Origin of the sequence: Paraburkholderia terricola, assembly GCF_900142195.1 — a bacterium.
Taxonomy (GTDB): Bacteria; Pseudomonadota; Gammaproteobacteria; order Burkholderiales; family Burkholderiaceae; genus Paraburkholderia; species Paraburkholderia terricola.
Window position 1 is genome coordinate 1 of record NZ_FRAB01000027.1, and the last position, 26,636, is coordinate 26,636.

Sequence of the window (26,636 nt, forward strand, 5' to 3'; positions counted from 1 at the left end):
CGCCGAATAGCGCGTCAAGTTCGGCCTGCACACTGGCGCACATGCCGGACATCATCAGCGCGGCCATGCGCGGCAAGGTCAGTGTGCGATTGCGGGTAAAGGCAGTGGGAGAACGACGCACGCGATCGGCGAGCGCCGGATCGAGCAGGAAATCGGAGAACTCAGCCAGAAGCCGCGAGGACGCTGGTATTTGAGTTCATATCGTTGATTTATCAGTGAGTTATGCGATGAAGTTTACAGGGGCAATGCCTCGTTTACAAGCTCTTTGAGGCTTAAGTTGAGAGCATTGCCCCGCACAGGGGCAACCCCAATAGACCACTAACAAATCAAGAAAAGGCCAAAAACAACAAAACCACAACCCAAGCCGCCGAGCAGGCAAAAACCTTCAAACATCCGCCCCACCCAAAGCCCGCGACTCATCCGCCGAATCCCCTTCCTCCCGCGCATCATTCCCATACTCGACAAGCCGGTTATACAGCGTCTTAAGACTGATCCCGAGAATCTCCGCGGCACGCGTCTTCACGCCACCGCATTGCTCGAGCGTCGCGAGAATCAGTTGACGATCCGCCTCGGCGAGCGACGTGCCAAACGGTATCGTGATCGCCGTGCCGGCGGTAGGCTTCGACAACGTGATCTGCAACGGCACGGTCGCCGTGCTATCGGAGTCGGTCCCCGACATGATGTGCGCGCGCTGCACGTAGTTCTTCAGTTCACGCACATTGCCCGGCCACGGGTACGACAGCAGCATTTCCTTCACCGCCGCCGGGAAATGCTTCTTCGTACCGTGGCGTTCGTTCAGTTCGTCGAGGAATGCCTGCGCCAACAGTTCCACGTCCTTGCCGCGCTCGCGCAGCGGCGGCAGACTGATCGGGAACACATTCAGACGGTGGTACAGGTCGAGCCGCAGTTTGCCTTCGAGCACGGCCTGCTCGGGATCGCGATTCGTGGCCGCGATGAGGCGCACGTCGGTTTCGATTTCCTTCGTCGTGCCGACCCGCATGAACATGCCGGTTTCGAGCACGCGCAGCAGCTTCACCTGCAACTCGATCGGCATCTCGGTGATTTCGTCGAGGAACAGCGTGCCGCCGTTCGCGCGCTCGAAATAGCCCTTGTGCTGACGGTCAGCGCCGGTAAACGAGCCGCGCTCATGACCGAACATCTCCGATTCGATCAGGTTCGGCGAAATCGCGCCGCAGTTCACCGCCAGAAACGCATGCTTGCGGCGCAAGCTCAGTTCGTGCAGCGTCTGTGCGGCGACTTCCTTGCCGGTGCCCGATTCGCCCACCAGCATCACGGAGGCCGCCGTCGGCGCAACGCGGCCGATCTGGTCGTACACCTCCTGCATGGCCGGCGAGTTGCCGAGCATCAAGCCGAAGCGGCCCATGCGCCGCAACTCGCCGCGCAACGTGCCGATTTCCGCCTTGAGGTCGCCCGCGCGCGGCAGGCGCGACAGAATCGCCTTCACGCGCTGCATGTTGATGGGCTTCACGAGGTAATCGGTGGCGCCCATTTTCAGCGCGCTGACCGCCGACTCCACCGTGGCATGCCCAGTGATCACGATCACTTCCACGCCCGAGCGCGGATCCAGATCTTCGAACAGATCGACCCCGCTGCCGTCGGGCAGCTTCAGGTCGGTAAAGACGACGTCCGGCATTTGCCGGACCAGTTGAATGCGCGCTTCGCGCAGATCGCCCGCGGTGGCGGTGGTCAAGCCGTCTTCCCCGATGATGGCGGAAAGCGCCTCGCGGGTACCGGCATCGTCATCGACAATCAGTACATGTGGCATCGCGTCTCGAGAGCCTGAAAGCGTGAGTGAAGAAACATGCTAACGCGCATGCCGGAAAAACGGGTCGCGGTCCGTTGCCTCGCGACGCTGCGCCAGCACCGAAGCGCGTCAACGTGTCGCAAAAACGCAGAACCTTCGACTTAGTGCAATAACGCAACAATGACCAGATAAATTCGCATGCGCGATGGGTCATTGTTGCTTATTTGCCTATTATACGGCTTTATCGAGACAAACCGGCAATGCGTGCCCGAGCGCGCTCGACGCTCGGCACGCCGGCCGAGCACTGCGTGAAGGCGTGGTCAGCTATGTGGAAACGGCCACGCACCGCCGTTGCCGTTCGGATGCGCCGAGCCGTTGCCGCCATGCGTGGCCGGCGCGGTCGCCGCCGCCGTGCCACCGGCGGGCGTGGCAGGCGTTTCCGCCACCGCGCCGCCCTCGCCCTCCCAGCGGCTCAGTTCACGCGCCGCCGGAATCTGCGCGGCGCGGCTACGCTGCACGTAGCGGACCGCGAGAAAGCCGCCGAGCGCCATCAACGCGCCGAAGATGCCGATTTTGGGTCCTGTCATCGCGAACTCCTTTGTCGTCGTGAAGCGGATACGTGCCGAACCGGGCGTTAGCGCGCGCTCAGCACGCCGAGCAGGAAGCCGACGCCCGCGGCAATACCGATCGCGCGCCACGGGTTGTGCCGCACATACTGTTTCGTGTTGACCGCGGCAACCCGATAGCGCCGCTGCGCGCCTTGTTGCGCATCGCCGAGCGCGGATTGCAGCGTCTCCACATGCGTGCCCAGCTTGTCGCGCAACACGCCGACGCCCTCGCCCGGCACGTTGGCCGCAAGCCGCAGCATTTCCTCCGAATCCTTCAGCAGCACTCGCAGGTCCTCGACAATCTTCTGCCCGCCGAGCGCAAGCTGTTGCGTGGTGTCAGTCATCATTCACTCCTTGTCTGAGTTCAGCGGTCGCGGGTGGTTCCGGGTCCGTCATCGCCGATGACGACGCGCATTCGTCGCACACCAAGCCGCGACAGGTCATCGCGCGGGAAACACATGCCTATCGGCTGCATTGCGCAAGGCGCGTGCCCGGTAAAACCATCGCGCGCTCGCGGCGCGGCCGCGCTTCAGGCAGTCTCGACCGACTTCGCACGAATGTCGCGGCTCGTCGTTACACGGATTGCCGTAAGCGGCCTGCAAGTGGTTAAATCGACCTTTGTGAGAGACGGCTTCGGCCCATCTCGTTCCCAGGCCTGCGCGCCGCAACAACGAACCCCCTGGCACAGGACTCCCCGTTTATGACGTCAATCGATGTGGACTCGCCCAGCGTCTCCGCCGGCGGCGGCGCTTCGGCAAACGCGAAGCAACGCGTCGCGGACGTCCCGGGACTGAAATCGTATGGGCTGCTCTACGGCTCGTCGCCGGTGATGCTCGATCTGTACGAGCAGATCGAGCGCGTTGCCGGCACCGACGCGACCGCTCTCATCATTGGCGAATCCGGCACGGGTAAGGAATTGATCGCCCGCACGATTCACGATCAAAGCGGCCGCAAGAACGCACCGTTCGTCGCCGTGAACTGCGGCGCGATCCCCGACGAACTGATCGAAGCCGAACTGTTCGGCCACGAGAAAGGCAGCTTCACGGGCGCGGTTCAAGGCCGCATCGGCTACTTCGAACACGCGAACGGCGGCACGCTGTTTCTCGACGAAGTCACGGAAATGGCGCCGGTGCGCCAAGTCAAGCTGTTGCGCGCGCTCGAGACGGGCACCTTCTATCGGGTCGGCGGCAACCAGTTGATCAGCGGCGACGTACGCGTGATCGCCGCCACCAATCGCGACCCCGCGGTGGCCGTCAAGGAAAACGGCCTGCGTGAAGATCTCATGTATCGACTCGCGGTGTTTCCCTTGCGCGCGCCGCCGTTGCGCGAGCGCGAAAACGATCGCGAACTGCTCGCGCAGCATTTCCTCGCGCAGTTGAACCACCAGGAGGGTGCGAACAAGAGCTTCAGCAAGCGCTCGATCGAAACGCTGCGCACCTGGTCGTGGCCGGGCAACGTGCGCGAGTTGAAGAACGCGGTTTATCGCGCGTTCATTCTCGCGGAGAAGACGGTCGAGCTGCCGCACCCGCACCTCGCGTCGCGTGTGAAGAAGCCCGTGACCCAGGGCGACGCGATGAGCGTGTGGATCGGCACGCCGCTCGCCGACGCGCAAAAGCAGATCATTCTCGGCACGCTCAAATATTGCGGCGGCGACAAGCGGCGCGCGGCCAAGGCGCTCGGCGTGAGTCTGAAGACGCTGTACAACCGCCTGAGCGCTTACGGCGGCGAAGACGGCCCCGAGGAAGAAATCGAGCCGTAAGCCTCGGCTGCAACGCTCACGTGATTCAATCGCGTGAGCGCGCCTTTGGTTGGCCGGTGCCGGAAGTTCGCACGCTAGATGCAACGGAAGGTGCAACGAGCGCGTTCAGCGCGTCACGCAATCTCTATCGATCCCTTCGCATCGCCAATCAAATCGGCCGTCACCGCAAGCAGAAACCGATTTGCCTCGCATCATCTTTTGCAATTCCTTGCACTTTCCCTCTGCCAATTACAAATGGCATCCTGCAAAATGCGGCAGCGCATATTGCAACGATGGAAAGGCGTGCCGCTCGTTCACACATCGGTTTCGAGTATGAGCGCGCGACACTTGCAGGAGCACGGACAGGGACATGCAGAAAAGTATCGTGTGGGCGGCGGGCGTGAAACAAACGACGAGGCGCGGACGCATCAATACAACAGCGCTCGTTGCGTTGGCAGTGGCGGTGACGTCGGCGCTGAGCGGCTGTAGTTCGCTCTATTCCGAAGGCGCCACCACAAGCGCCGGTATCGCGGGCGCCGCGCTCGCGGCGAAGGTCACCAGCAATGCGGCCGTCGCCACCGGCATCGGTCTCGGCGCGGTGGCCGCGGCCCGCGCCGGCGTCCAGTACTCCGAGCGCGTGGTTCACAAGAACACGCAGGACGGCATCGCAAGAATCGCCGGGCCGCTCGAGGTCGGCGCGGTCGCGCCGTGGAGCGTCACTCACTCGGTGCCGATCGAGGACGACGAACATGGCCGCGTCACGGTCAGCCGCGCGATCAGCACGGGTGCACTCGACTGCAAGGAAATCGTTTTCTCGGTCGATCAAACCGCCACCAAGAATGTGCCGGCAAGCAGCGCGTTCTACGTCGCGTCGATCTGCCGCGACGGCGACAACTGGAAATGGGCATCGGCTGAACCCGCCACCGAACGCTGGGGCGCGCTGCAATGACGGCGCGCTTGCATCTGCGTTCGCTGGCGGATCGGCGCCAGCGTCCGCTTTTCCGCACGGCTTCGCTTTCCGGCAACCGGCTGCGGCTTCTGCTGGCCGGCGCGGTCTGTGTCGGGGCGAGCCTGTTGACGAGCGGCTGTTCGTCGGTCGGCGCGGCGAGCGGCGCGGCGGCCGGCGTCGCGTCCGGTCTCATCACATCGAATCCGGCGGTGGGCATTGGCGTCGGCATTGCCGTGCAGGCCGCGACCGACGAAGCGATCGGCCGCTACATGCGCACCATGCACACCGACCAGCAGAATATGATCGCCGCATTGGCGGGCGCGATGCCGGTCGGCGAGACGCGGCCGTGGGCGGTCAAGCATGCGCTGCCGATCGAGAACGGCCACGGCCAGGTGCGCGTGACGCGCGCGTTCGGCTCGGCCCTCGCGCTGTGCAAGGAGTTCGTGTTCTCGGTGCAGGACGGCGACGGCCCGAACGCACATGAAGACTGGTACACCGCGAGCGCCTGCCGGCAGGACAAAGGCTGGAAGTGGGCGTCCGCGGAACCGGCGGTCGCGCGCTGGGGTGCGCTGCAATAAGCGCGCGGCAAAACTCGGGCGGCAATGAAAAAACGGCAGGGAGACCCTGCCGTTTTTACTTGAAACGCATCAATCGGCCGGAACGCCCTTAAGACTCCACGTCTTCCAGGCTGAAGATTTCCGTCTGGTCGTTGTACGAGAAGATCTCGCCATAACGGCCCCAGTTGATGACCGCGTCGAGCGTCTCTTCCGCGGCGCTGTCCGACAGGAAATCCTCCAGCTCCTGCTCGAAGCGCACGCGCGGCGCGCGATGCCCCGGCCGCTCGTTCAGCACCTTCTTGATCCGCGCGGCGAGCGGCACGTGCCGCAGCAGATGCTCGGCGAACATCATCTTGCGTTCCTGGGTGCCGAACTCGGCGAACACACGCGCCGGCGGCGTCAGGAAAATATCGCCCTCGCGCACGTCCGCGAAGCCCAGGTGTTGCAGCACTTCGGCCACCGGGAACAGATCGTCCACTTCCAGATGCAGCGAGCGCGCGATCTCCGGCATGTCGGCGCGGCCATGATACGGCGCGGCGGCGAGCGTCTCGATCAGACCGGCCATCAGGTTGGTCGACACGTGCGGCAGCCAACTGTGCAGCTCCAACCCCTTCTTGGTCTTTTCGTCGGTCTGACGCGCGGTCATCTTCGCGTAGATTTCGTCGACCAGCCGCCGGAACGCCGGATCCAGCCGGTTGCGCGGATGCTTGAACGGCACCTTGATCTCGGCGATCACGCGGCCCGGATTGGACGACAGCACGAGAATCCGGTCGCACATGAACACCGCTTCCTCGATGTTGTGCGTGACGATCAGCACCGCCTTGATCGGCATGCGGCCTTGCGTCCACAGATCGAGCAAGTCGGTGCGCAGCGTTTCGGCCGTGAGCACGTCGAGCGCGGAGAACGGCTCGTCCATCAGCAGCAGCGTGGGATCGACCACCAGCGCGCGCGCGAAACCGACGCGCTGACGCATGCCGCCCGACAACTCGCGCGGATAAGCATTCTCGAAGCCGTCGAGACCGATCAGGTCGATCGCGGCAAGCGCGCGTTCGCGGCGCTCGCGCGCAGCCACGCCCTGCGCCTCGAGACCTGCTTCGACGTTCTGCAGCACGGTCAGCCACGGGAACAGCGCGAAGGTCTGAAACACCATTGCGACGCCTTTCGCGGGACCGTCGAGCGGCTTGCCCATATATGTCACTTCGCCGTCGGTCGGTTCGATCAGACCGGCGATGATGCGCAACAGCGTCGATTTGCCCGAGCCTGAGCGGCCCAGCAAACCGACGATCTCGCCTTCGCGCAGCGACAGGTTCGCGTCGTCGAGGACGAGCAGTTCGCCCTGCGACTTGTTGAACCCGCGGCACACGTCCTTGACGCGCAGGATCTCTTCGCCGAGGCGCGGCGGCTTCGGCGGCGTCTGGATCGGCGCGGCGGTCATAGCAGCTTTAGGATTTTGCATCGCGTTTTGCCTTATTACTCAATCGAGCCGGAGCTTGGCTTCGGCATAGGCGTACATCGGACGCCACAGCAGGCGGTTGAACAGAGTCACGAACAGGGACATCACGGCGATGCCCACGATGATCTTCGGGTAGTCGCCCGCCTCGGTGGACTGCGCGATGTAGGCGCCGAGTCCGTGCGCCATCACCCGGGTGTCGCCCCACTGAACGAATTCGGCGACGATGCTCGCGTTCCACGCGCCGCCCGAGGCCGTGATCGCGCCCGTCACGTAGTACGGGAAAATGCCCGGCAGAATGGCCTGGCGCCACCATTGCCAGCCGCGAATGTGGAAGTTCTTGGCCGCCTCGCGATAGTCGTTCGGATACGAGGTCGCGCCGGCAATCACGTTGAACAGGATATACCACTGGGTGCCGAGCACGATCAGCGGCGACAGCCAGATGTCTGGGTTCAGACGGAAGCGCACGATCGCGATGACGAACACCGGGAACAGCAGGTTGGCCGGAAACGCGGCCAGAAACTGCGCGAGCGGCTGGATCTTTTCGGCAAGCGCCGGACGCAGCCCGATCAGCACACCCACCGGCACCCACACCACCGACGCCAGCGCGATCAGCAACACCACGCGCAACAGCGTGATGAGACCCAGCACGAGCACATGGCCGACTTCGTCGAGCGAGACGCCGGTGCGCACATAGATGAACACCCGATACACCACGTACACGGTGCCGGCCAGCACCAGCGCCGCCCACGCGATGTCGCCGACGCGCGAGCGCTTCTGGATCCGCGGCATCTGAAAGCGCCGCCCCTGGATCGCCGGCAAGCGGAACGGCACGCGCGCGGCCTTCGCGAACATCCAGCCGAGCGGCACGAGCAGGCGGTGAATCAGACGCGTGCGGCGAATCAGGTCGAGCAGCCACGATTCGGGCGCGTCGCCCGAACTGGTGGTTTCCATGCGGAACTTGTCGGCCCATGCGACGAGCGGACGGAACAGCAACTGGTCGTAGGCGAGAATCACGACCGTCATCGCGAGGATCACCCAGCCGATCGCGTGGAGGTTCTGCTCGACGATCGCCTGCGCCAGATAGGCGCCGATCCCCGGCAGCGTGATCGAGCGGTTGCCGACCGTGATCGCCTCCGAGGCGACCACGAAGAACCAGCCGCCCGACATCGACATCATCATGTTCCAGATGAGGCCGGGCATCGAGAACGGCACTTCCAGCTTCCAGAAGCGCTGCCACGAGGTCAGGTGAAAGCCGCGCGAGACTTCGTCGAGATCGCGCGGCACGGTGCGCAGCGACTGATAGAAGCTGAACGTCATGTTCCACGCCTGGCTCGTGAAGATCGCGAAGATCGCCGCGAGTTCTGCGCCGAGCACGCGGCCCGGAAACAGCGCGAGAAAGAACGTGACCGTAAACGAGATGTAGCCGAGCACCGGCACCGACTGCAGGATGTCGAGAATCGGCACAAGCACGAGACCCGCGCGGCGGCTCTTGGCGGCCAGCGTGCCGTAGGCCAGCGTGAAGATCAGCGAGGCGACCATGGCCGCCAGCATGCGCAGGGTCGTGCGCATCGCATATTCAGGCAGGTTCGAGGGGTCGAGCGAGATCGCCTGGGTCTTGAGCGTCGACATCGGCGCAAGCGTCTCGTGAAAGCCGATCGCCGCCATCGCGATGATGCAGATGATCAACGGAAAGGCGACGAAGTCCCAGCGATTGGGCAATACCCGCCATGCCGACGCATTGGCGGTGCGCTTCAGGTTGAAGTTGAAATCCATCAGGCGCGCTCCCCGTTCATGCAGGCGTTCGAACGCGGGAAGGCGGCCGCGGCTTCGCCGCGGCGGTCTGAAGATCGGTCCGGAAAGCGGAAATCAGGCATGGCAAAACGCGTGTGCGCGGTAAATCGTTAGCGTGGGTGACACGTGGACCGGTGACGGACGTGTCCGTGGACGAGTCGCCCAGGACCGCAACCATCAACCCGGACTCCCGTCGCCGCAGGCGCCGCCCGTGGGCTGGCGAGCTTTCCTTCTTTTGGACGGCACGACACTACACCATCCTATGTTTCAGGCACAACCTTTCATGGCAAATCGCGGCGAATAACAGCAGCGCTCCGCCGCCGGTCCTTTCACTAACGCCGCCCATGCCTTGCCGCGAGCCGTTGCTCACGGTGCGAACACCAACATGTCCGATAAGAGCCAAGGCGCGGCGGCCGAAGCGATCTGGAAAACCCGCATAGCCATTCAGAAACCGGTGGCCTGGCCGTTAAGAACCTGATCGGTGCGCCGCGCGCACTTCGCATTCCCGGAATAAGGGTGGCGTCTGTCCCCACGACGGTTAAAATCAGGAGGCGAGGCGCCACATCGCGGTTTATCCCGGACCACGGCGGCGGCCTATCGCCAACCGCTTCAACAGCAGCGAAACGGCGCGGGCGCGCTGCCACGAATGAGCTAGTTGCATGTCACAGCCAGACGGATCAGAGGGTCGATGAACAGGACAACCTTGCGCCAGGCAACCGGGCCGATCAGTTTCGCGCTGGTCATACTGGTTTGCTGGTTCGTGGCCGGCATGGTCGCGGACCGGATGGTACAGCAAGAGCTGGGCGCGGCCTTGCGCGCGCAGCGGCAAATGTCCACCTCGATCGTCGACAACATGGCCGAGGTGATCGCCAGCGACCTCGCCATGTCTCGGGCCATTCCCGCGACCATGGCCGAAATGGACCTGATCCAGCACGCGCTGGTGCAATCGCAGAATTATGCCGCGAACGGCGAAGCGACGGAACCCGCCCGCCGCGCCGCGTTGTTGAAAGACGCGCGGATCACCGCCGTGAGCGGCTTCCTGCACGACGCGCAAGGCTTCTCCGGACTCGACCAGATCTGGCTCGTCAACGCCAACGGCATTTGCGTCGCATCGAGCGACTCGATCAATAACGCGTCAGCGGCGGAGCGTTCGTTCGTCGGCGTCGACATGCGCTCACGCAGTTATTTGACGAGCGCGCTGGTCGGCGCGTTTTCGGAAGCCTACGGCGTCGGCCGCACGAGCGGCGAGCCGGGCATCTTCATTGCCGCGCCGGTGTACGCGGACGGCGTGCTGGTCGGCGTGGTGTCGGCGAAGGTCGGGATCGCGCGGCTGCGCCACTGGGTCGCGCATGCCGGGACCTTCGTCGCCGACGAGAACGGTGTCATCATCATGGCCCACAACAGCGAACTCGAAGGCCACGCGCTGCCGAATTCGCGCGTCACGCAGATGAGCGTGTCAGAGCGCAGGCTCATCTATCGCCGCGAAACCTTTCCGGACATGCGCATCAAGGTCGATGCCCAGGTGCGCGAGCAGGCGCCCTGGGTGCCCACGGCCGTCGCCGGGCAACTGTTCGGCATGACCGAGCAGCCCACGCCGTCGCTCTATCAGGCTCGCGGCGGACTGAACTCGGGGCTGTCCGCGCATCTGGTCGACCCGCTCGCGGCGTGGCCCGAACTGCTGCGCAATCATAAGCGCGACCATCTGCTGGTGTTCCTGACGCTGGCCGGCACGGTTGCGCTCGCGTGGGTGATCACGGTCTCGTATGTGCGCGAGCGGCGCCACCACCGCGCGACGCGCGATCTGGCCGAGCAACTGCAATCGGCCAATACCTTGCTCTCGGCCGAGGCGCGTCACGATGCGCTGACGGGCGCGCTGTCGCGGCGCTATTTCCTCGATCTGCTGCGCCACGAGATCGAACGCGCGCGTGCGAACAACGAGCCGCTGTGCATGGCGATCGCCGACCTCGACCACTTCAAGCAGATCAACGACCGCTTCGGCCATGCCGCCGGCGACCGCGCGCTCGAGCATTTCGTCGAGACGTGCCGCACCGAACTGCGCGGCGCCGATGCGATCGGCCGGCTCGGCGGCGAGGAGTTCGGCTTGCTGCTGCCGGCCACGGATCTGGCCGGCGGGCGCGAGGTGGTCGAGCGACTGCGCCTGCGTCTGAAAGCGGTGCCGTCGCCCAAGCTGCCGCCCTCCGTGGGCTTGAGCGTGAGCATCGGCATCACGGAACTCTCGCCCGACGATCTGCCCGAGCGGATCATGAGCCGCGCCGACACGGCGCTGTACGCGGCGAAAACAGGCGGCCGCGACCGCACCGAAGCGCTCCCGCCCGACGACACCGCGCCGCCCGCGCGCACGGTGGCCAGCGTCTGGTAAAGCCGTCTTGCCGAGCCGGCGTCCGATCGAGCGCGTTCGCCGATGCAACGCAAGTCCCGGCCTCGGGGTCCCGTGGCGAAGCAGGTATCATCGACCTGAATATCGAGGTTGCCGCTACCGCTTTAACGGGAGATTTGCATGAAGGGAAATCTGGTCATTGTCTGTCGCGATCAGGATGCTGACGCGTTCGACCATCTGCTGGCCGAATACGGCGCGTTCCAGACGCGCCTGTCATCCACGACGTGGTATCTGAAACTGGATGTCGCGCCGGAACTGATTCAGGAAGAGATACTCGCGAGGTTGGGCAAATACACCACGCACTACATCTTCGAAGCCGAAACGGTGACGTGGAATACGGTGGACAGCGAAGCGGCGACCGCGCTGAACACGCTGTTCTCCGACTAACGCGCACACAGCGCAAGCGCGCCTGCGATACCGCCACAGCGGAGCGGGCGCCAGCCGAATCTACCAGGCGCTTTCCGAGGCGGCCGCGGCACGCGGCACCGCCTGAAACGGAAAGCTCATCGACACCCGCAAACCACGCCCGCCGTGGTTGCCGATTTCCCACTCCCCGCCCGCACGCCGCACCAGCCGCTCGACGATGGCAAGGCCGAGGCCGCTATGGCCGTTGCCGCCGCGCGCCGGATCGAGCCGCACGAACGGCCGGCTGGCATTGATGACATCTTGCGCGGCGATGCCGCCGCCGTTGTCGCTCACCGACAGCGTGAAGCCTTGCGGCGTACGCGCCGTGGCGACGACGATCGGCGGCGCGCCGTAGGCGTGCGCGTTATCCAGCAGGTTCGAGAGGATGCGGTCGAGCGTGGCGGCGGGCAGCACGAATCCCGGCCCCGCGTGCAGTTCGGTCTGCACGGTGGGCGCACCCGCGGCCACCGCGCGATAACTGCGCACGACCCGCTCGCATTGCGCGTCCACTTCGACCGCTTCGCTGCGATCGGCGCCGTCGTGCGCGAACACCAGGAACTGCTCGACGATGTGCGTCATCGAATCGACGTCGCGCACCACGCCATCGCGCATCTTCGGCTCATCCATCATTTCGGCGCGCAGGCGCAAACGCGCCAGCGGCGTTTTCAGGTCGTGCGCGACGCCCGCGAGCATCACCGCGCGGTCGTTCTCGGTTCGCTCAACTTCACGCACCATCTGGTTGAAGCCATGCGTGAGCTGACGCAATTCGCGCGGACCGCGCTCGGGCACCGGCGGCACCGGCAAGCCGCGACCGAAGCGCGCCACCGCCTGGGCGAGCGAGCGCAACGGCTGCTGCAACGCCCACGCGGCGAACAGCGCCGCCATCACGGCGAACGAGAAAATGATGGCGAGCCACAGCACCATGCGGTCGATCGAGCGCGGCGGGCGCAATGGCTGCAGCGGCACGACGATCCAGCTGCGGTCCGTGGGGGCGCGCACCCACAGCGTAGGCGGGTGGCCCGGCCGGTCGATCCGCACCTGGGTGCCGGAGGGCATGCGATCGCGGACGTCATCGAGAAAACGGCTGGGCGACGGCGGCAGATCCGGGTTATCCGCGGGCACGTCGGGGCTTGCCGGATCGACCAGCTTGACGCGCGACGGCAAGGGCTGATCCGGCGAACGGGCGACGTGCTGGCGCACCGCGTCGACGAGAAAAACGGCTTCCTCGACGGCATAGCGCGTTTGCGACTGGCTACGCTCCAGACGCATCAACGCGTACCAGGCGAAATGCGACAGCAGCAGCACCGCGACGACTAGCAGCGCCAGCCGCCCGAACAGCGAATCAATGGGCCGGCGCATGCTGGTCGCCGTCGGGGACGAACACGTAGCCGCGGCCGCGCACCGTCTGAATGAAGCGCGGCGTGGACGGATCGGTTTCGAGGATGCGGCGCAGACGCCACACCTGCACGTCGATACCGCGGTCGGTGCCGTCGTATTCCGGACCGTGCAGCAGTTCGAGCAGGCGCTCGCGGGTGAGCGTGCGCATGGGGTGATTGACGAAAATCTTTAGCAGCGCGAATTCGCTGCCCGACAGCGTGAGCGGCTTGTTTTCCATATGCAGCGTGCGCGACTGGAAATCCAGCGTGAAGCGGCCGAAGCTGAACGGCTCGCGCTGCTCCGGCGCCGCCGACGACGGCAGCGTGCGGCGCCGCCGCAGCACCGCCTGCACGCGCGCCAGCAACTCGCGCGGGTTGAACGGCTTGCCGAGGTAGTCGTCGGCGCCGAGCTCGAGCCCGACGATACGGTCGACGTCGTCCGCACGCGCGGTGAGCATGATCACGGGAATGTCGTCGCCCGAGGCGCGCAGCTTGCGCAGCGCGGTCAGCCCGTCGACGCCCGGCATCATCAGGTCGAGCACGATCAGGTCGGGACGCTCGCGTTCGAGCCTGCGCTCGAGCGAGGCGGCGTCATGCAGCACCGACACCTCGATGCCCTGACGGGCCAGATAGTCGCGCAGCAGGTCGCGCAATTCGACGTCGTCGTCGACAACAAGTATTTGAGTAGCCATGGAATGAAGTTTAACGCGCAGCAGGAAGGGTTTCTGTTTCGATAAGGCCCGCAAGGGTTACCGGGTGTTACCGTGAAAGCCGCACGTAATGGCCCGTAATAGCGGCATCGAGCCGCGTAACACAGCCCGAGGCGCAGTTCTCTACGCTGTGTCTTACCGAATGCAGGCCGCCTACTTTACCGGTTGCATCGTCGGCTATTCCATTACAAGGAGCCTCATATGTCCACCAAAAAGATCTCGCGCGTTCTCGCCGTTGCCGCCACCGCCCTCGCCATCGGCGCCGGCGCCGCCTATGCCGCGCAACCCGCTCACGAGGCCCGCGGCGGCCCCGGCGGCTGGCATGGCCACTTCATGAAGGAACTCACGCAACTGCACGATCAGTTGAAGCTGAACGCCGATCAGGAACGGCAGTGGCAAGCCGCGCTCGACACCATGAAGCAGAACCACGAGGCGATGCGCGCCGATCACGAGCAGATCAAGAGCCAGTTCAAGGCCGCGCAGCAACAGCCGATCCTGGATCTGAACGCGATGGCCGCCGCGCACCAGCAGATCGAGCAGAAAGACGCGCAACTGCGCCAGCAAACCACGGATACCTGGCTCAAGTTCTATAACGGCCTGAACGACCAGCAGAAGACCACCGTCAGCACGGCGCTGAAGCAGCGCTTCGCGAAGATGGAAGCGCGTCACGAGAAGATGCGCGAGCGCTGGGAGCATCGCAAGGGCGCGGCGTCGGCGCCGGCCGCCAGCCAGTAAGCGCACCGGGCGGGAAGACCGGCCGCCCGCGCGGCCGTCTCGCGAATGCAGAAACGCCACGGAGGTATTCCGTGGCGTTTCTGTTTGGCCTCGCGGCTGCGCGTCCGGCCATTCCGTCGATGAATGCCTCGCGAGCGATCCGCGTCGATCCCTGCCCGCGCGCCCCGTTGGGCGTTTAGCCGTCGAGCGGGCCGAGATCGAACAGCAGTACTTCCGCGTCCTCGCCCTTCTCCAGCGTCACAGTGTCGACGCCGGTCAGCTTGGCCGCGTCGCCGGCCTGAAGCGCTTCGCCGTTCACGGTCAGCGCGCCGCGCGCCACGTGCACATAGGCCTGGCGACCCTGCGGCAACGCGAAGCGGGCCTCTTCCGCGCCGTCGATCAACGCCGCGTGGATCGACGCATCCGCATGAATCGTCACCGAGCCGTCGCGGCCGTCGGGCGAAGCGATCACACGCAGACGGCCGCGCTTGTCGGCGGCGTCGAAATGTTTTTCCTCGTAGCCGGGCGGGTCGCCCGCGCGTTGCGGAATCACCCAGATCTGCAGCAGATGCACCGGCTCCTCCGGCGACGCGTTGAACTCGCTGTGCATGACGCCCGTGCCGGCGCTCATGCGCTGCACGTCGCCGTAACGGATGGTCGAGCCGTTGCCCATGCTGTCACGGTGAGCAAGCGCGCCGTCGAGCACATAGGTGACGATCTCCATGTCGCGATGCCCGTGCGCGCCGAAACCCTGGCCGCCCGCGACGCGGTCTTCATTGATGACCCGCAGCGGGCCGAAATGCACGTTCCGCGGATCGGCATAGTCGGCAAACGAGAAGCTGTGATACGAGTCGAGCCAGCCGTGGTTGGCATGGCCGCGTTCGGCGGAACGGCGAATCTCGATCATGGTGTACTCCGATGAGTCAATAGCGATGCACGGAATGTATGGGCACGGCCGCCGCTAAACAATCGGCGTGGGCGCACTGGAGCGTTCCATAAATCGGCGCAATCGGGCGCCGACGCGGCGCGTGGCGCTTGCGGTCCCGTTGCCGTAGCCTCCGCCACGGCCGGCTGAGGACCGGCGGGCGACAGAACCTCGTTCCGATGTCCGGCCGCCACGGCGGACCACGGTCTGCGAAACCGAAACGGCGTCGCGCTCGCACAACGCCCGCGCCGGCCTGGTTGCCGCTGTCGCGCTGCGGACTGGCGTCGCGTGTCTGTTCGGGTAAAATACCGCGCTTTTCAAGCCGTGTGGGCACGCGGAAGACGTAAGCGGGCGGCATCGGCATCCCGACCGCGCCGGGGATCGCCGCGCTCTTCGGGCCACGCCCTCGTGACGTCAAAAGGCCGCCGGCGCGATGCAGGCCGGATTTCCCCGGCGCGGCGCGACAATTTTGACCGCCTAGAATAGCGACGGCCAGCCACGAGCCGGCGGGTCGCCGGGATCGGCGCATCACGACGATCAGTTTGATCCAGGAGAAACATGAAGAAGCTCGCACTGCGCGTGGCGCTTGCCGTCACGGCCGGGAGCGCCGTGGCAACAGAATGGAAAACCGTGCGCATCGGGGTGGACGCCAGCTATCCGCCGTTCGGATCGAAGGCGGCGGGCGGCGAGCCGCAGGGGCTGTCCGCCGGCTGCGGAATACAGTCGACATAGCTTCAGGACCAGTTTCAAAACGAGAGTCGAAAAGCGCGCACGGCCGGCAACGGCCATGCAGTCATGATTTGCACAGCGGTGCGCTGTGCGCCGCAGGTCACGGCGAGCCCTAGCTCGCGGCAAACGCGGCGCAGAGCCGGCCGCGTCTTTCGCCGGTGCGTCGCAACGCATCGTCAAGGACCCCCATATGTTCCTTCAAGGCTACGGCCCGCTGCTTCTCAACGGCACCTGGCAAACCGTCAAACTGGCGGTGTTGTCGCTGGCGTTCGCTTTCGTGCTGGGCCTGCTCGGCGCGGCGGCGAAACTGTCGAAGAACCGCTTGTCATACGGCGCCGGCACGGTCTATACGACGCTCGTGCGCGGCGTGCCCGATCTGGTGCTGATGCTGCTGTTGTTCTACAGCATCCAGATCTGGCTGAACAACCTGACCGATCTGCTCGGCTGGGAGCAGATCGACATCGATCCGTTCGTGGCCGGCGTCGCGGTGCTTGGCTTCATCTACGGCGCGTACTTCACCGAGACCTTCCGCGGCGCGTTTCTCGCGGTGCCGCGCGGCCAGCTCGAAGCGGGCGCGGCCTACGGCATGACCGGCTGGCAGGTGTTCTCGCGCGTGATGTTCCCGCAGATGATGCGCTTCGCGCTGCCCGGCATCGGCAATAACTGGCAGGTGATGGTGAAGGCCACGGCGCTGGTGTCGATCATCGGTCTCGCCGATGTCGTCAAGGCCTCGCAGGACGCCGGCAAGGGCACGCTGCGGTTCTTCTTCTTCACCCTGTTCGCGGGGGCGATCTATCTCGTCATCACCACAGTGTCCAACTTCGTGCTGATGTACCTCGAAAAGCGTTACTCGACCGGCGTGCGAAAGGCGGATCTATGATCGAGATCATTCAGGAATACTGGCGCAACTATCTCTATACCGACGGCTATCGCTTCACCGGCCTCGCGATCACGCTGTGGCTGCTGGTGGTGTCGATCGGACTCGGCTTCTGCCTGTCGATTCCGCTGGCGGTGGCGCGCGTGTCGAAGAAGAAGTGGCTTGCCGGCCTCGTGTGGCTCTACACGTATATCTTTCGCGGCACGCCGCTCTACGTGCAGTTGCTGCTCTGCTACACCGGCTTGTACAGCCTCGAGATCATTCGCAATCACGAGCTGACCAACGCGTTCTTCCGCGACGGCATGAATTGCACGCTGCTCGCGTTCACGCTGAACACCTGCGCGTACACCACGGAAATTTTCGCGGGCGCGATCAAGGCCACGCCGTATGGCGAAATCGAAGCGGCGCGCGCGTATGGCATGTCGTCGTTCACGCTGTACCGGCGCGTGATTCTGCCCTCGGCGCTGCGCCGCGCGCTGCCCTACTACAGCAACGAAGTGATCCTGATGCTGCATGCCACCACGGTCGCCTTCACCGCGACCGTGCCGGACATCCTCAAGATCGCCCGCGACGTGAACTCCGCGACGTACCAGTCGTTCAATGCGTTCGGCCTCGCCGCCGTTCTCTATCTGCTGATTTCCTTCGCGCTCGTGTGGCTGTTCCGCCGCGCCGAGCGCCGCTGGCTCGCCTACCTGCGGCCGCAAGGCAAGTAACCCCGGGGCGTGACCCGCTCCCAAGCAAAGAAGCCCGCCAAGGACTCCGATGAACACCAGGAAGCAAAAGCTCTTCGTCGACGAGCTTCACAAACAGTACGGCGACAACGAAGTCCTCAAGGGCGTGTCGCTGAAGGCCAACGCCGGCGACGTGATCAGCGTGATCGGCTCGTCCGGCTCGGGTAAGAGCACGATGCTTCGCTGCATCAACTTTCTCGAGCAGCCGAACTCGGGGCGCATTTTCGTCGACGGTGAGGAAGTGCGTACGCAGATCGCGAAAAACGGCGCGTTGCGCGTGTCCGACCCGAAGCAGTTGCAGCGCGTGCGCACCAGGCTGTCGATGGTGTTTCAGCACTTCAACCTGTGGTCGCACATGAACGTGCTCGAGAACATCATCGAGGCGCCGGTCAACGTGCTGGGCATGAAGCGGAAAGACGCCGAAGAGCGCGCGCGTGAATACCTGGAGAAAGTGGGCCTCGCGCCGCGTCTCGAGAAGCAGTATCCATCGCATCTGTCGGGCGGCCAGCAGCAGCGCGTGGCAATCGCGCGCGCGCTCGCCATGCATCCGGACGTCATGCTGTTCGACGAGCCCACTTCCGCGCTCGACCCCGAACTGGTCGGCGAAGTGCTCAAGGTCATGCAGACGCTCGCCGAGGAAGGCCGCACGATGATCGTCGTCACGCACGAAATGGCGTTCGCGCGCAACGTGTCGAATCACGTGATGTTCCTGCATCAAGGCCGCGTGGAAGAAGAAGGTCACCCCGACGAGGTCTTCAAGAATACGAAGAGCGAACGCCTGAAACAGTTCCTCTCCGGCAGCCTCAAATGAACGCTGCGCGGCTCGCGCGCAACCCGGTATTTGGGTTGTAGTGAATGTAGTATTACAAGGCGCTTACGAGCGCCTTTTTTGTTTCGCTCACCTTTGCATTCAGGTGTTTTTCGCCGCGAAAACGGCCTTCGAGCCGCTCCCCAGCTACAACTCCCCGCCTACCCCGCCACGTTTGCAGCGTCAATAGTGGCAATCCTTAAGGTTGCTCCCGCCGAACCGTGGTTCCCTTGTCGCATAAGGGTTTTCGGTGTTTTTGTGGGCCCCCGAACCCTTTATTGCGCACATTCCTATTGCAATTTGGAGACATCGAACAATGGAGGTACTAATTTCTTCTCCCACAGAAGTGTATTTTTGATAAATTAGTAACCAAAGTAGCAAAACAAAGTCCAGTAAAAGTAGTTTCACTTCAAAGCACAGAGGAGAACCGGTCGGCGAGGGATCGGCATGACGACCAGATAGCCCCAAGGCTACACGTCACGGCAGGAGACCCAATCCACCCGCTAATCTCCCTGGTACCGATTTCTGTTCGGCGCTGCTGGCGTCCGAACACCACTCGCAGTACTGGGTTTCACTTTTTGACAGGGTATGGAGGAGAAGATGAAGAAAGCTTTGCTCGCCGCTGCGCTGATGACAGCCGGTGTTGTTGCGCACGCCCAAAGCAGCGTCACGCTGTACGGACGTCTTGACGCTGGCCTGGAGTACATGTCGGGCGTTCCGCAAGGCACTGGCGCAGCCGGCCAGGCAACTGGCAGCACGAACCGTTGGCGCGCGGAAAGCGGCGACTGGGGTACCAGCCTGTGGGGCTTGAAGGGTGTTGAAGACATCGGTGGCGGCAACAAGGTCCTCTTCCAGTTGGAAGGCTCCTTCAACACGATGACGGGTTCGGGCCCTGGCGGCGGCGGTCTCTTCAATCGTTGGGCAACCATCGGCTTGGCGAACGACCAGTTCGGTACGTTCACGATGGGCCGCATGCTCTTCATCTCGAACGGCGTGTGGGACTTCGACCCGTTCGGTCAATCCAACTGGTCGTCGGCATCGCTGGTGCGTGGCCGCAACTGGCCGCAATCGAGCAACAACTTCGCGTACCAGTCGCCGAAGATCGCGGGCTTTGACTTCTACGGTCAATACGCGCTGTCGAACGCAACGAGCTGGAACGGCAACGGCACAACTGCTCAAGGTCGCGAAGCCGGCGCGCAGATCACGTACACGAACTCGTTGTTCCAGATTCGCGGTCTGTATGACGAAATCCGCAATCCGGCTAACGGCAACCTGTACGGCGCGAACCTCGACACCATCAATACGGCCAACGCAGGCGGCGGCGTGTTCTCGGCATCGCGTGAATACTCGGCGCTCGTGAACGTGTTCCTCGGCCAGTTCAAGATCCAGGCCGCTTACCAGGCTATCCGCTCGGCGGGTGCCCGGGGCGTTCTGCCGGGTCAGCCGACCACGCTCGACCACGAGTGGGGCGGCGTGACGTGGCAAGCAACGCCGGCTGCCGCGCTGATCGCAGCGGTCTACCACGTGAACGGCAACAACGGCGCGGGCAATGCGACGATCTACACGGTTGGCGGTACGTACAACCTGTCGAAGCGCACGCTGCTGGATATGCAGGTTGCACAGGTGCGAAACAGCAAATCGGCCAACTATGGCCTGAATGCGAACAACGCAGGTCTGGCAAGCAGCACGGACAACCCGCTGCAAGGTCATAACCAAACCGGCGTCTACGCAGGTATTCAACACTCGTTCTAAGCGAACGGTGCGCCCCGAGGGGAGTTCCTTCGGGGCGAGTCAGAAGTTCTTCGAGAGAATCTTTTTCACGCTGCTGCGAGAGGCGCGTATCGGTGCGATGTCCGCAAGGGTATCGCACCGTTTTTTATTCTGAAGAGCGGTATTGCGATTGCCGCAACTGCCCGCGATGCACCGCCTCGGTGCGAAGCCGGCCCGCTCAAACCGCCGCTTCGTTTTCCTCGCCGGTGCGAATGCGGATCACACGCTCCACTTCCGCGACGAAAATCTTGCCGTCGCCGATCTTGCCGGTGCGCGCCGCGCCGATGATCGCGTCGATCACCTGGTCGCATTGGCTGTCGGCCACCACCACTTCGATCTTCACTTTCGGCAGAAAGTCGACGACGTACTCTGCACCACGATAGAGCTCGGTGTGGCCTTTCTGCCGGCCGAAGCCCTTGACTTCGGTAACGGTCAGCCCCGTCAGGCCGACTTCAGCGAGCGCCTCGCGCACTTCGTCGAGTTTGAACGGTTTGATGACTGCGGTGATGCGCTTCATGGCGAACCTCGTCTCGTGTCTGGAAGAGTGAAAGGAAATTGGGTGATTTTTATTCTACGCCGCGCCGGATGCGTTGCGGCAATCCGGCTCGCTTCAGTCTCTTTCGGGTAATCGGCAGCCGTTCTTCCCGAAGCTCACTCCACGGGCTCGGTGTAGCGCGAAGTGATCGGATAGCGCCAGTCGCGGCCGAACGCGCGATGCGTGACGCGAATGCCGATCGGCGCCTGACGGCGCTTGTACTCGTTGATCTTGATGAGGCGCGTGACGCGCTTCACGTCGTCGACCGCATAGCCCGCGGCGATGATTTCGGCGAGGGAACGATCCTCTTCCATGTACATGCGCATGATCGCGTCGAGTACTTCGTACGGCGGCAGACTGTCCTGGTCGGTCTGATTCTCGCGCAGTTCCGCCGAGGGCGCGCGCGTCAGGATCCGCTCGGGAATCACGTTCTGCTTGCCGAACCCGGTGGCCTGGTTGCGGTAGTGGCACAACCTGTAGACGAGCGTCTTGGCGATGTCCTTGATCACCGCAAAGCCGCCGGCCATGTCGCCGTACAACGTGCAGTAGCCCACCGCCATCTCGCTCTTGTTGCCGGTGGTCAGCACGATCGAGCCGAATTTGTTCGACAGCGCCATCAGCAAGGTGCCGCGAATGCGGGCCTGGATATTTTCTTCGGTGGCGTCTTCGGCGCGGCCCGCGAATTCATCCGCCAGCGCGTTGCGGAACGCGTCGAACATCGGCGCGATCGCGATCTCGTCGTAACGCACGCCGACGCGGCGCGCCATGTCGGCGGCGTCGGTGGTCGAGATGTCCGCGGTGTAGCGCGACGGCATCATCACCGCGCGCACCCGCTCCGCGCCGAGCGCGTCGCACGCGACCGCCAGCACCAGCGCCGAATCCACGCCGCCCGACAGGCCGATCAGCGCGCCCGGAAAGCCGTTCTTCTCGATGTAGTCGCGCACGCCCATCACGAGCGCGGCGTACACCTGCGCTTCGAGCGACAGCTCGGGCGCGATCGCGGCCGGCAGCGGCTTGCCGCCCTCGAACTCGACGATCGCGGTGGCTTCCTCGAACTGCGCCATCTTCGCGACCAGTTCGCCCTTGTCGTCGAGCACGAACGAGCCGCCGTCGAACACCAGTTCGTCCTGCGCGCCGACCATGTTGACGTAGACCATCGGCAAACCGGTTTCGCGAATCCGCCCGCGCAGAATGTCGAAGCGCACCGCTTCCTTGTTCAGGTGGTACGGCGAGCCGTTGGGAATCAGCAGCACTTGCGCGCCCGCCGCCTTCGCCATTTGCGCGGCCGACGCATGCCATGCGTCCTCGCAGATCACCACGCCGTACTTCACGCCGTCCAGTTCGAACACGAAGGGCTGCGGGTCGGACGCGAAGTAGCGCTTCTCGTCGAACACTTCGGTATTGGGCAAATCCTGCTTGCGATAGGTGCCCGCCACTTCCCCGCCGACGATCAGCGAGGCCGCGTTGAACGTGTCGACCGGCGGCACGCCGCGCTCGATCGGCGCGTTTGCATTACCATGACCGTGCCCCGCGCTGTGCGACCCGGCGTGCGCCACCTCGCGCAGCGGATGGCCGACGATCACATGCAAGCCGGCGAACGGTTTGAGTTGCGTGGCGAGGTCGGCCAACGCCGCCGCGCTCGCGGTATAGAACGCGGGGCGCAGCAGCAGATCTTCGGGCGGGTAACCGGACAGCGCGAGTTCAGGTGCGATCAGCAGCTTCGCGCCGCCTTCGTGCGCGACACGCGCGGCGGCGACGATCTTCGCGACGTTGCCGGCGAAGTCGCCGACGGTGACATTGATTTGAGCAAGAGCGATTCGGGTCTTCATGGCAGGATCGGCAGGCAAGCCACGAGCGGCTTGCGAGTACCGCGGCCTTGCGGCTCGACGGAACGGACAAATCGAATAAACGAACGACGCGCCGCCTGAAGCGCCGCGTCGCTCATTGGGAACAGTCACACAGATTGAATCAGGAACGCTTTGATTATCGCACGGGCATTCTGGCGTCGCCCTCCGAGGTGGACGCCGCGGAATGGAATGCCCTCCTCGCGCGGCAGCAGCAGCCCACGCCGTTTCTGCGGCATGAGTTCCTGAGCGCCTTGCATGCGGCCCAATGCGCGGTCGCCGATACCGGCTGGGCGCCGCAATTCGTCACGCTGACCGATCCGCGCACGGACAAGCTCGCGGCGGCCGCGCCCGTCTATCTGAAAGGACACTCGTACGGCGAGTACGTGTTCGACTGGGCCTGGGCCGACGCCTACAAGCGCAACGGCCTGCCCTATTACCCGAAGCTGCTGTGCGCGGTGCCCTTCACGCCGGTGCAAGGCAACCGTCTGCTCGCCGCCGATACGCACGCGTTGCGGCATCTGGCGGCGACCTTGATGGCGTTCGCCGAGCAAAGCGACGTCTCGTCGCTGCACGTGCTGTTTCCCACCGAAACGGAAGCGAACGCGCTCACCGAGATGGGCATGATGCAGCGCGAGGGCGTGCAGTTCCACTGGCTGAACGACGGCTATCGCGACTTCGACGATTTCGTCTCGACGCTCGAACAGAAGAAGCGCAAGAACATTCGCGCCGAGCGCCGCAAAGTCCACGAGGCCGGCGTGACGATGCGCCGGATTCGCGGCGAGGACATCCAGGACGCCGACTGGCGCTTCTTTAGCAAGTGCTATCGGCAAACCTATCGCGAGCACTTTTCGAGTCCGTATCTGAATCTGGATTTCTTCCGCATGATCGGCGCGTCGATGCCGGAAAACCTGCTGCTCGTGATCGCCGAATACGAAGGCAGGCCGATCGCCAGTTCGCTCGTGGTCTACCAGCGCGATGCGCAAACCGGCGGCACGCTGTACGGCCGCTACTGGGGCGCGCTGGAACACGTGCCGTGCCTGCACTTCGAAACGGCGTACTACCAACCGCTCGAATTCTGCATCGAGGAAAAACTCGGCGCGTTCGAGGGCGGCGCCCAAGGCGAGCACAAGATGGCGCGCGGCTTTCTGCCCACGGTGACGCGCTCGGCGCACTGGCTCGCGCATCCGGCCTTCGCGGATGCGGTCGGCCACTTTCTCGCCAACGAAAAGAACAGCATCCACGCGTATGTGGACGAGCTGCGCGAACACAATCCGTTCAAAGGCTGAAGCGCGTTTATGCCGTGGTTTCTCTATCTGCTCGAATGCTCGGACGGCAGCGTTTATACGGGCATCGCCGTCGACGTCGAGGCACGTTTCGATAAACACATGAGCGGCATGGGCGCGCGGTATACACGCTCGCGCAAGCCGGTGCGCGTGCTGGCGTCGTTCGAATTGGCGGACCGCTCGAGCGCTTCGCGCGCCGAGTATTGGGTCAAGCGTTTGTCCGCTGTTGAAAAGCGGGCGCTGGCGGCGGGGCTGCGCACGCTGGAATCGGCGTTGCCGTTGCCCGAGCCGGAGCCGCTCGCCGATGACGAAACGGAACAGGAAACCGGCGCTTCGTGACGGCGCTTTGCCTTCGCTGCGGGATGCGTGCTCGCGCTTCGTGCTCCGCGCGAATCACGCATCAGATCGCCCCGCCTACCTGCTCGCGACGGCTCGCTACCCTCTCGCCTCACGCATCCGCTCAGTCAACAGCCGCTGCATCAGCGCGAGTTCACCCACCGCATCGGCCTCGAGCGACGTCAGCTTGTCCCGCGCCGGAAGCTCATGGCGGATCGGCCGTAGCGTCCGCTCCAACGCGGCGTCGATGTCGGCGCTCACGGCGGCGATCCACATGCCGAGTTCATCGTGCCTGTCGCGCCGCGTCGTACTCAGGCGCAACTGCGTCGCGGTGCCCGCCATTCTTCGCAACAGACTCAGCACCGTCAGCGTCACGGTGTCGATCATCGAGTCCTCGAGTTTTTCGAGGCGAACGCGGCCGATCGCTTCCTCCGCGTTATTGCTGCCGAGGCCCGCGGCTCTGCGCAAGCGCTCCATGTCCTTTTCGCTGCGGCGCGGCGACTCCAGCGCCGCGCTCAGATACTCGACGTTGGCTCGCACCGCCCCGCTCAGATAAGCGCGGTAGTCGGCCTTTTCACGCGTCGGCCACAGATAGAAGGTTGCGACGAGCGCCAGCACGCAGCCGAGCACGTTGTTGCCGAGCCGCGTGAGCGCGAAGGCAAGTTCGCTCGCGCCAGGCGTCGCGAAGTCGGCGACGAGCACGAAAGTCGGCGTGAGAAACAGCACGAAGAGGCTGTAGCTGACGGGGCGCAGCGCCATCGTCGCCACCACCAGCGGAAAGACCGCGAGCGAAATGCCGAGCGGCGAATGAATCGCATAGCCGATGCCGGCCGCCAGCACGCCGCCGACGATGCTCCCCGCCGCGCGCTCGATACTGCGCGGCCAGGTCGCGGCAATCGACGGTTGCAGTATCAGCAGCGTCGCCATCGTGGCCCAGTAGCCGAACGGCAGCCCCAGCGCGCGGATGACGAGAAAGCCCGTCGTCGTCGTCACGCCGACGCGCGCCGCGTGGCGCAAGCCGACGGACTCGGTCGTGAGATTGGCCTTGAGCGTCGACCCGGTGCGCGTCAGCAGTCTGATGGCGCTGTCGGTCCAGCGTTCGGGCGGCGCGTACGCCGGCGCGAAATCGACCAGTTCGAAGTCGGACTTCAGTTTCACCGGCTCGATCAGCGCGGTTTCGAGACGCCGCGCGAGGCGCCGCAAACGCTGTTGCATATCGGCGAGACGCTGCCATTGCCCTTCATTCGCGTCGGCGCCGATTCTGCGCAGCACGTTACCCATGCCCGCGAGCAATCGCGCCGCGCGTTGCGCGCGCCGGGCGTCGCCGGGGACTTTTTCGCTCGCGCCCGAAACGGCGATCAGATAGGCGAACAGCGCCTCGCCTTCGGTGAGCAAGCTGAGAAGCGTGTCGTAGGTTTCGCGCCCGCCCGTTCTCGACGCGGGCACGTTCGCCACCGCCTTGCGGGCGCGCTCGAGCGCGGCGCGGGCATCGGCGCGAAATTTCGCGGCATGCGTGGCCCACTCGCCGGGCGCCGCGCGCTGTTCGAGCAGACGGGCGCTGTCCAGAGCGATGTCGGCCAGTCGCAGATAAACAGCGCGCAACGACGCCCGGCTCATGGCGAACGGATGAATCCGCCAGATGGTGAGGCTGAGCACGACCGCGAACAGGCAGCCGATCAGATAGACGCCGAGAAACGCCAGGCCTTCGCGCACGTCGCGCATCGGCCTGTCGACCATCACGACGCAAGCGGTCGCGGCGAGGATCGTCACCTGCGAGGTGGCCGCGCCCCAGATGCGGCCGAATCCGCCGAGGCTCGTGAAGATCAGCACCGCGAGCGCCGCCCAAATCGCCCCGGCGCCGGAAGCAAAGGCCGTCAGGCCGCCGCATACGGTGGAGAGAAGCGCGAAGCCCATCATCGACGCGAAACGCGCGCGATTCGAGCCGGCCGCGTCGGCGAGACAGGTCCAGAAGGCGCCGATCGCGGCCCACGCGAAGGTCGGATCGTGCAGCACATTGCCGACGGCCAGCATCGCCGTGGACGCGCAGGCCGCTCTCAGCCCTTCCGACAGATTGGCCTCGCTCGCGGAAAACGACACCATCCATACCGGACGCTTGCGGTAGATCGCGGTGACGATGGCATACAGCCGGTTCGACCCGCGTGGCGACGATGCGTTGGACTTGCGATTCAGCATCCGGACAGTGGGCTCCTAAAACACGCATTGGCGCGACGTCTGCGCGGGGTGATGCCGCGCGATTAACGAAGCTGCGACAGGCGACAGATCATAAGGGTTTACACCTAACTATAAAAATGGCTTCGGTTCATGCGGGCG

General features: G+C 64.4%; 23 protein-coding genes and 1 pseudogene. 13 read left to right on the plus strand and 11 right to left on the minus strand.

Annotated features, from left to right (window positions below; translation table 11 throughout):
- Positions 1-385: 385 nt before the first annotated feature.
- The 3 genes from BUE39_RS21430 to BUE39_RS21440 all read right to left on the minus strand — a co-directional run bounded on the left by BUE39_RS21430 (position 386) and on the right by BUE39_RS21440 (position 2,717).
- The gene (locus tag BUE39_RS21430) at positions 386-1,786 is read right to left on the minus strand and encodes a sigma-54-dependent transcriptional regulator (protein WP_073430729.1); all 1,401 of its coding nucleotides are present in this window, start codon (positions 1,784-1,786) and stop codon (positions 386-388) included.
- 299 nt (positions 1,787-2,085) lie between these two features.
- Positions 2,086-2,352, minus strand: coding sequence for a hypothetical protein (locus BUE39_RS21435; protein WP_073430730.1), 267 nt, complete (start codon positions 2,350-2,352; stop codon positions 2,086-2,088).
- 47 nt (positions 2,353-2,399) lie between these two features.
- A complete protein-coding gene (locus BUE39_RS21440) occupies positions 2,400-2,717 on the minus strand; it encodes an ElaB/YgaM/YqjD family protein (RefSeq protein ID WP_073430731.1) in 318 nt (105 codons plus the stop codon).
- Positions 2,718-3,073: 356 nt separating this feature from the next.
- Between BUE39_RS21440 and BUE39_RS21445 the strand changes: the two genes are divergently transcribed.
- From BUE39_RS21445 to BUE39_RS21455, 3 genes are all read left to right on the plus strand, one after another.
- Complete coding sequence (locus tag BUE39_RS21445) at positions 3,074-4,132, plus strand: sigma-54 interaction domain-containing protein (RefSeq protein ID WP_073430732.1); 1,059 nt, start codon at positions 3,074-3,076, stop codon at positions 4,130-4,132.
- A gap of 349 nt (positions 4,133-4,481) precedes the next feature.
- The gene (locus BUE39_RS21450; RefSeq protein WP_073430733.1) at positions 4,482-5,060 is read left to right on the plus strand and encodes a hypothetical protein; all 579 of its coding nucleotides are present in this window, start codon (positions 4,482-4,484) and stop codon (positions 5,058-5,060) included.
- Complete coding sequence (locus BUE39_RS21455; protein ID WP_073430734.1) at positions 5,057-5,638, plus strand: hypothetical protein; 582 nt, start codon at positions 5,057-5,059, stop codon at positions 5,636-5,638. Before BUE39_RS21450 ends, BUE39_RS21455 begins: the two co-directional genes overlap by 4 nt.
- A gap of 88 nt (positions 5,639-5,726) precedes the next feature.
- Here the strand turns inward: BUE39_RS21455 and BUE39_RS21460 are convergent, their stop codons facing one another.
- Entirely contained in the window at positions 5,727-7,073 is a 1,347-nt protein-coding gene (locus BUE39_RS21460) for an ABC transporter ATP-binding protein (protein WP_073430735.1), read from the minus strand.
- Between the two features lie 18 nt (positions 7,074-7,091).
- The gene (locus BUE39_RS21465) at positions 7,092-8,843 is read right to left on the minus strand and encodes an ABC transporter permease (RefSeq protein WP_073430736.1); all 1,752 of its coding nucleotides are present in this window, start codon (positions 8,841-8,843) and stop codon (positions 7,092-7,094) included.
- 706 nt (positions 8,844-9,549) lie between these two features.
- Between BUE39_RS21465 and BUE39_RS21470 the strand changes: the two genes are divergently transcribed.
- Both BUE39_RS21470 and BUE39_RS21475 read left to right on the plus strand, forming a co-directional pair.
- Positions 9,550-11,241, plus strand: a complete 1,692-nt coding sequence (locus BUE39_RS21470) for a sensor domain-containing diguanylate cyclase (protein WP_073430737.1) — start codon at positions 9,550-9,552, stop codon at positions 11,239-11,241.
- A gap of 138 nt (positions 11,242-11,379) precedes the next feature.
- Entirely contained in the window at positions 11,380-11,646 is a 267-nt protein-coding gene (locus BUE39_RS21475) for a hypothetical protein (RefSeq protein WP_073430738.1), read from the plus strand.
- Between the two features lie 60 nt (positions 11,647-11,706).
- Here the strand turns inward: BUE39_RS21475 and BUE39_RS21480 are convergent, their stop codons facing one another.
- Together BUE39_RS21480 and BUE39_RS21485 are read right to left on the minus strand one after the other, a co-directional pair.
- Entirely contained in the window at positions 11,707-13,023 is a 1,317-nt protein-coding gene (locus BUE39_RS21480) for an ATP-binding protein (RefSeq protein ID WP_073430739.1), read from the minus strand.
- Entirely contained in the window at positions 13,007-13,732 is a 726-nt protein-coding gene (locus BUE39_RS21485) for a response regulator (RefSeq protein ID WP_073430740.1), read from the minus strand. Before BUE39_RS21485 ends, BUE39_RS21480 begins: the two co-directional genes overlap by 17 nt.
- A gap of 219 nt (positions 13,733-13,951) precedes the next feature.
- Between BUE39_RS21485 and BUE39_RS21490 the strand changes: the two genes are divergently transcribed.
- Complete coding sequence (locus BUE39_RS21490; RefSeq protein WP_073430741.1) at positions 13,952-14,485, plus strand: periplasmic heavy metal sensor; 534 nt, start codon at positions 13,952-13,954, stop codon at positions 14,483-14,485.
- A 175-nt stretch (positions 14,486-14,660) separates the two neighbouring features.
- On the opposite strand, the gene BUE39_RS21495 is transcribed toward BUE39_RS21490, so the two are convergent.
- A complete protein-coding gene (locus tag BUE39_RS21495; RefSeq protein WP_073430742.1) occupies positions 14,661-15,371 on the minus strand; it encodes a pirin family protein in 711 nt (236 codons plus the stop codon).
- A 576-nt stretch (positions 15,372-15,947) separates the two neighbouring features.
- On the opposite strand from BUE39_RS21495, the pseudogene BUE39_RS34365 reads away from it, so the two are divergent.
- The 5 genes and pseudogenes from BUE39_RS34365 to BUE39_RS21515 all read left to right on the plus strand — a co-directional run.
- Positions 15,948-16,088 (plus strand): annotated as a pseudogene (locus tag BUE39_RS34365) (ABC transporter substrate-binding protein); the annotation flags it as partial.
- A 220-nt stretch (positions 16,089-16,308) separates the two neighbouring features.
- The gene (locus tag BUE39_RS21500; protein ID WP_073430743.1) at positions 16,309-16,998 is read left to right on the plus strand and encodes an ABC transporter permease; all 690 of its coding nucleotides are present in this window, start codon (positions 16,309-16,311) and stop codon (positions 16,996-16,998) included.
- Complete coding sequence (locus BUE39_RS21505; RefSeq protein ID WP_073430744.1) at positions 16,995-17,708, plus strand: ABC transporter permease; 714 nt, start codon at positions 16,995-16,997, stop codon at positions 17,706-17,708. Before BUE39_RS21500 ends, BUE39_RS21505 begins: the two co-directional genes overlap by 4 nt.
- A gap of 49 nt (positions 17,709-17,757) precedes the next feature.
- A complete protein-coding gene (locus BUE39_RS21510) occupies positions 17,758-18,537 on the plus strand; it encodes an ABC transporter ATP-binding protein (RefSeq protein WP_073430745.1) in 780 nt (259 codons plus the stop codon).
- A gap of 597 nt (positions 18,538-19,134) precedes the next feature.
- Positions 19,135-20,286 carry a porin gene (locus BUE39_RS21515; protein WP_073430746.1) on the plus strand — a complete coding sequence of 384 codons (1,152 nt, stop codon included), beginning with the start codon at positions 19,135-19,137 and terminating at the stop codon, positions 20,284-20,286.
- Between the two features lie 196 nt (positions 20,287-20,482).
- Here BUE39_RS21515 and glnK read toward each other — a convergent pair whose 3' ends face one another.
- Complete coding sequence (gene glnK / locus BUE39_RS21520; protein ID WP_062126765.1) at positions 20,483-20,821, minus strand: P-II family nitrogen regulator; 339 nt, start codon at positions 20,819-20,821, stop codon at positions 20,483-20,485.
- Between the two features lie 134 nt (positions 20,822-20,955).
- A complete protein-coding gene (locus tag BUE39_RS21525; protein WP_073430747.1) occupies positions 20,956-22,668 on the minus strand; it encodes an NAD+ synthase in 1,713 nt (570 codons plus the stop codon).
- A 134-nt stretch (positions 22,669-22,802) separates the two neighbouring features.
- Between BUE39_RS21525 and BUE39_RS21530 the strand changes: the two genes are divergently transcribed.
- Positions 22,803-23,972 carry a GNAT family N-acetyltransferase gene (locus tag BUE39_RS21530; protein ID WP_073430797.1) on the plus strand — a complete coding sequence of 390 codons (1,170 nt, stop codon included), beginning with the start codon at positions 22,803-22,805 and terminating at the stop codon, positions 23,970-23,972.
- A gap of 9 nt (positions 23,973-23,981) precedes the next feature.
- Positions 23,982-24,308, plus strand: a complete 327-nt coding sequence (locus tag BUE39_RS21535; RefSeq protein WP_073430748.1) for a GIY-YIG nuclease family protein — start codon at positions 23,982-23,984, stop codon at positions 24,306-24,308.
- A gap of 96 nt (positions 24,309-24,404) precedes the next feature.
- On the opposite strand, the gene BUE39_RS21540 is transcribed toward BUE39_RS21535, so the two are convergent.
- Positions 24,405-26,498, minus strand: a complete 2,094-nt coding sequence (locus tag BUE39_RS21540; RefSeq protein ID WP_073430749.1) for an FUSC family protein — start codon at positions 26,496-26,498, stop codon at positions 24,405-24,407.
- Positions 26,499-26,636 lie beyond the last annotated feature (138 nt).

Coding starts and splice junctions, on each gene's coding strand:
- BUE39_RS21430 (WP_073430729.1), bottom strand. CDS start 1,786: ATGCCACATGTACTGATTGTCGATGACGATGCCGGTACCCGCGAGGCG.
- BUE39_RS21435 (WP_073430730.1), bottom strand. CDS start 2,352: ATGACAGGACCCAAAATCGGCATCTTCGGCGCGTTGATGGCGCTCGGC.
- BUE39_RS21440 (WP_073430731.1), bottom strand. CDS start 2,717: ATGACTGACACCACGCAACAGCTTGCGCTCGGCGGGCAGAAGATTGTC.
- BUE39_RS21445 (WP_073430732.1), top strand. CDS start 3,074: ATGACGTCAATCGATGTGGACTCGCCCAGCGTCTCCGCCGGCGGCGGC.
- BUE39_RS21450 (WP_073430733.1), top strand. CDS start 4,482: ATGCAGAAAAGTATCGTGTGGGCGGCGGGCGTGAAACAAACGACGAGG.
- BUE39_RS21455 (WP_073430734.1), top strand. CDS start 5,057: ATGACGGCGCGCTTGCATCTGCGTTCGCTGGCGGATCGGCGCCAGCGT.
- BUE39_RS21460 (WP_073430735.1), bottom strand. CDS start 7,073: ATGCAAAATCCTAAAGCTGCTATGACCGCCGCGCCGATCCAGACGCCG.
- BUE39_RS21465 (WP_073430736.1), bottom strand. CDS start 8,843: ATGGATTTCAACTTCAACCTGAAGCGCACCGCCAATGCGTCGGCATGG.
- BUE39_RS21470 (WP_073430737.1), top strand. CDS start 9,550: ATGAACAGGACAACCTTGCGCCAGGCAACCGGGCCGATCAGTTTCGCG.
- BUE39_RS21475 (WP_073430738.1), top strand. CDS start 11,380: ATGAAGGGAAATCTGGTCATTGTCTGTCGCGATCAGGATGCTGACGCG.
- BUE39_RS21480 (WP_073430739.1), bottom strand. CDS start 13,023: ATGCGCCGGCCCATTGATTCGCTGTTCGGGCGGCTGGCGCTGCTAGTC.
- BUE39_RS21485 (WP_073430740.1), bottom strand. CDS start 13,732: ATGGCTACTCAAATACTTGTTGTCGACGACGACGTCGAATTGCGCGAC.
- BUE39_RS21490 (WP_073430741.1), top strand. CDS start 13,952: ATGTCCACCAAAAAGATCTCGCGCGTTCTCGCCGTTGCCGCCACCGCC.
- BUE39_RS21495 (WP_073430742.1), bottom strand. CDS start 15,371: ATGATCGAGATTCGCCGTTCCGCCGAACGCGGCCATGCCAACCACGGC.
- BUE39_RS21500 (WP_073430743.1), top strand. CDS start 16,309: ATGTTCCTTCAAGGCTACGGCCCGCTGCTTCTCAACGGCACCTGGCAA.
- BUE39_RS21505 (WP_073430744.1), top strand. CDS start 16,995: ATGATCGAGATCATTCAGGAATACTGGCGCAACTATCTCTATACCGAC.
- BUE39_RS21510 (WP_073430745.1), top strand. CDS start 17,758: ATGAACACCAGGAAGCAAAAGCTCTTCGTCGACGAGCTTCACAAACAG.
- BUE39_RS21515 (WP_073430746.1), top strand. CDS start 19,135: ATGAAGAAAGCTTTGCTCGCCGCTGCGCTGATGACAGCCGGTGTTGTT.
- glnK (WP_062126765.1), bottom strand. CDS start 20,821: ATGAAGCGCATCACCGCAGTCATCAAACCGTTCAAACTCGACGAAGTG.
- BUE39_RS21525 (WP_073430747.1), bottom strand. CDS start 22,668: ATGAAGACCCGAATCGCTCTTGCTCAAATCAATGTCACCGTCGGCGAC.
- BUE39_RS21535 (WP_073430748.1), top strand. CDS start 23,982: ATGCCGTGGTTTCTCTATCTGCTCGAATGCTCGGACGGCAGCGTTTAT.
- BUE39_RS21540 (WP_073430749.1), bottom strand. CDS start 26,498: ATGCTGAATCGCAAGTCCAACGCATCGTCGCCACGCGGGTCGAACCGG.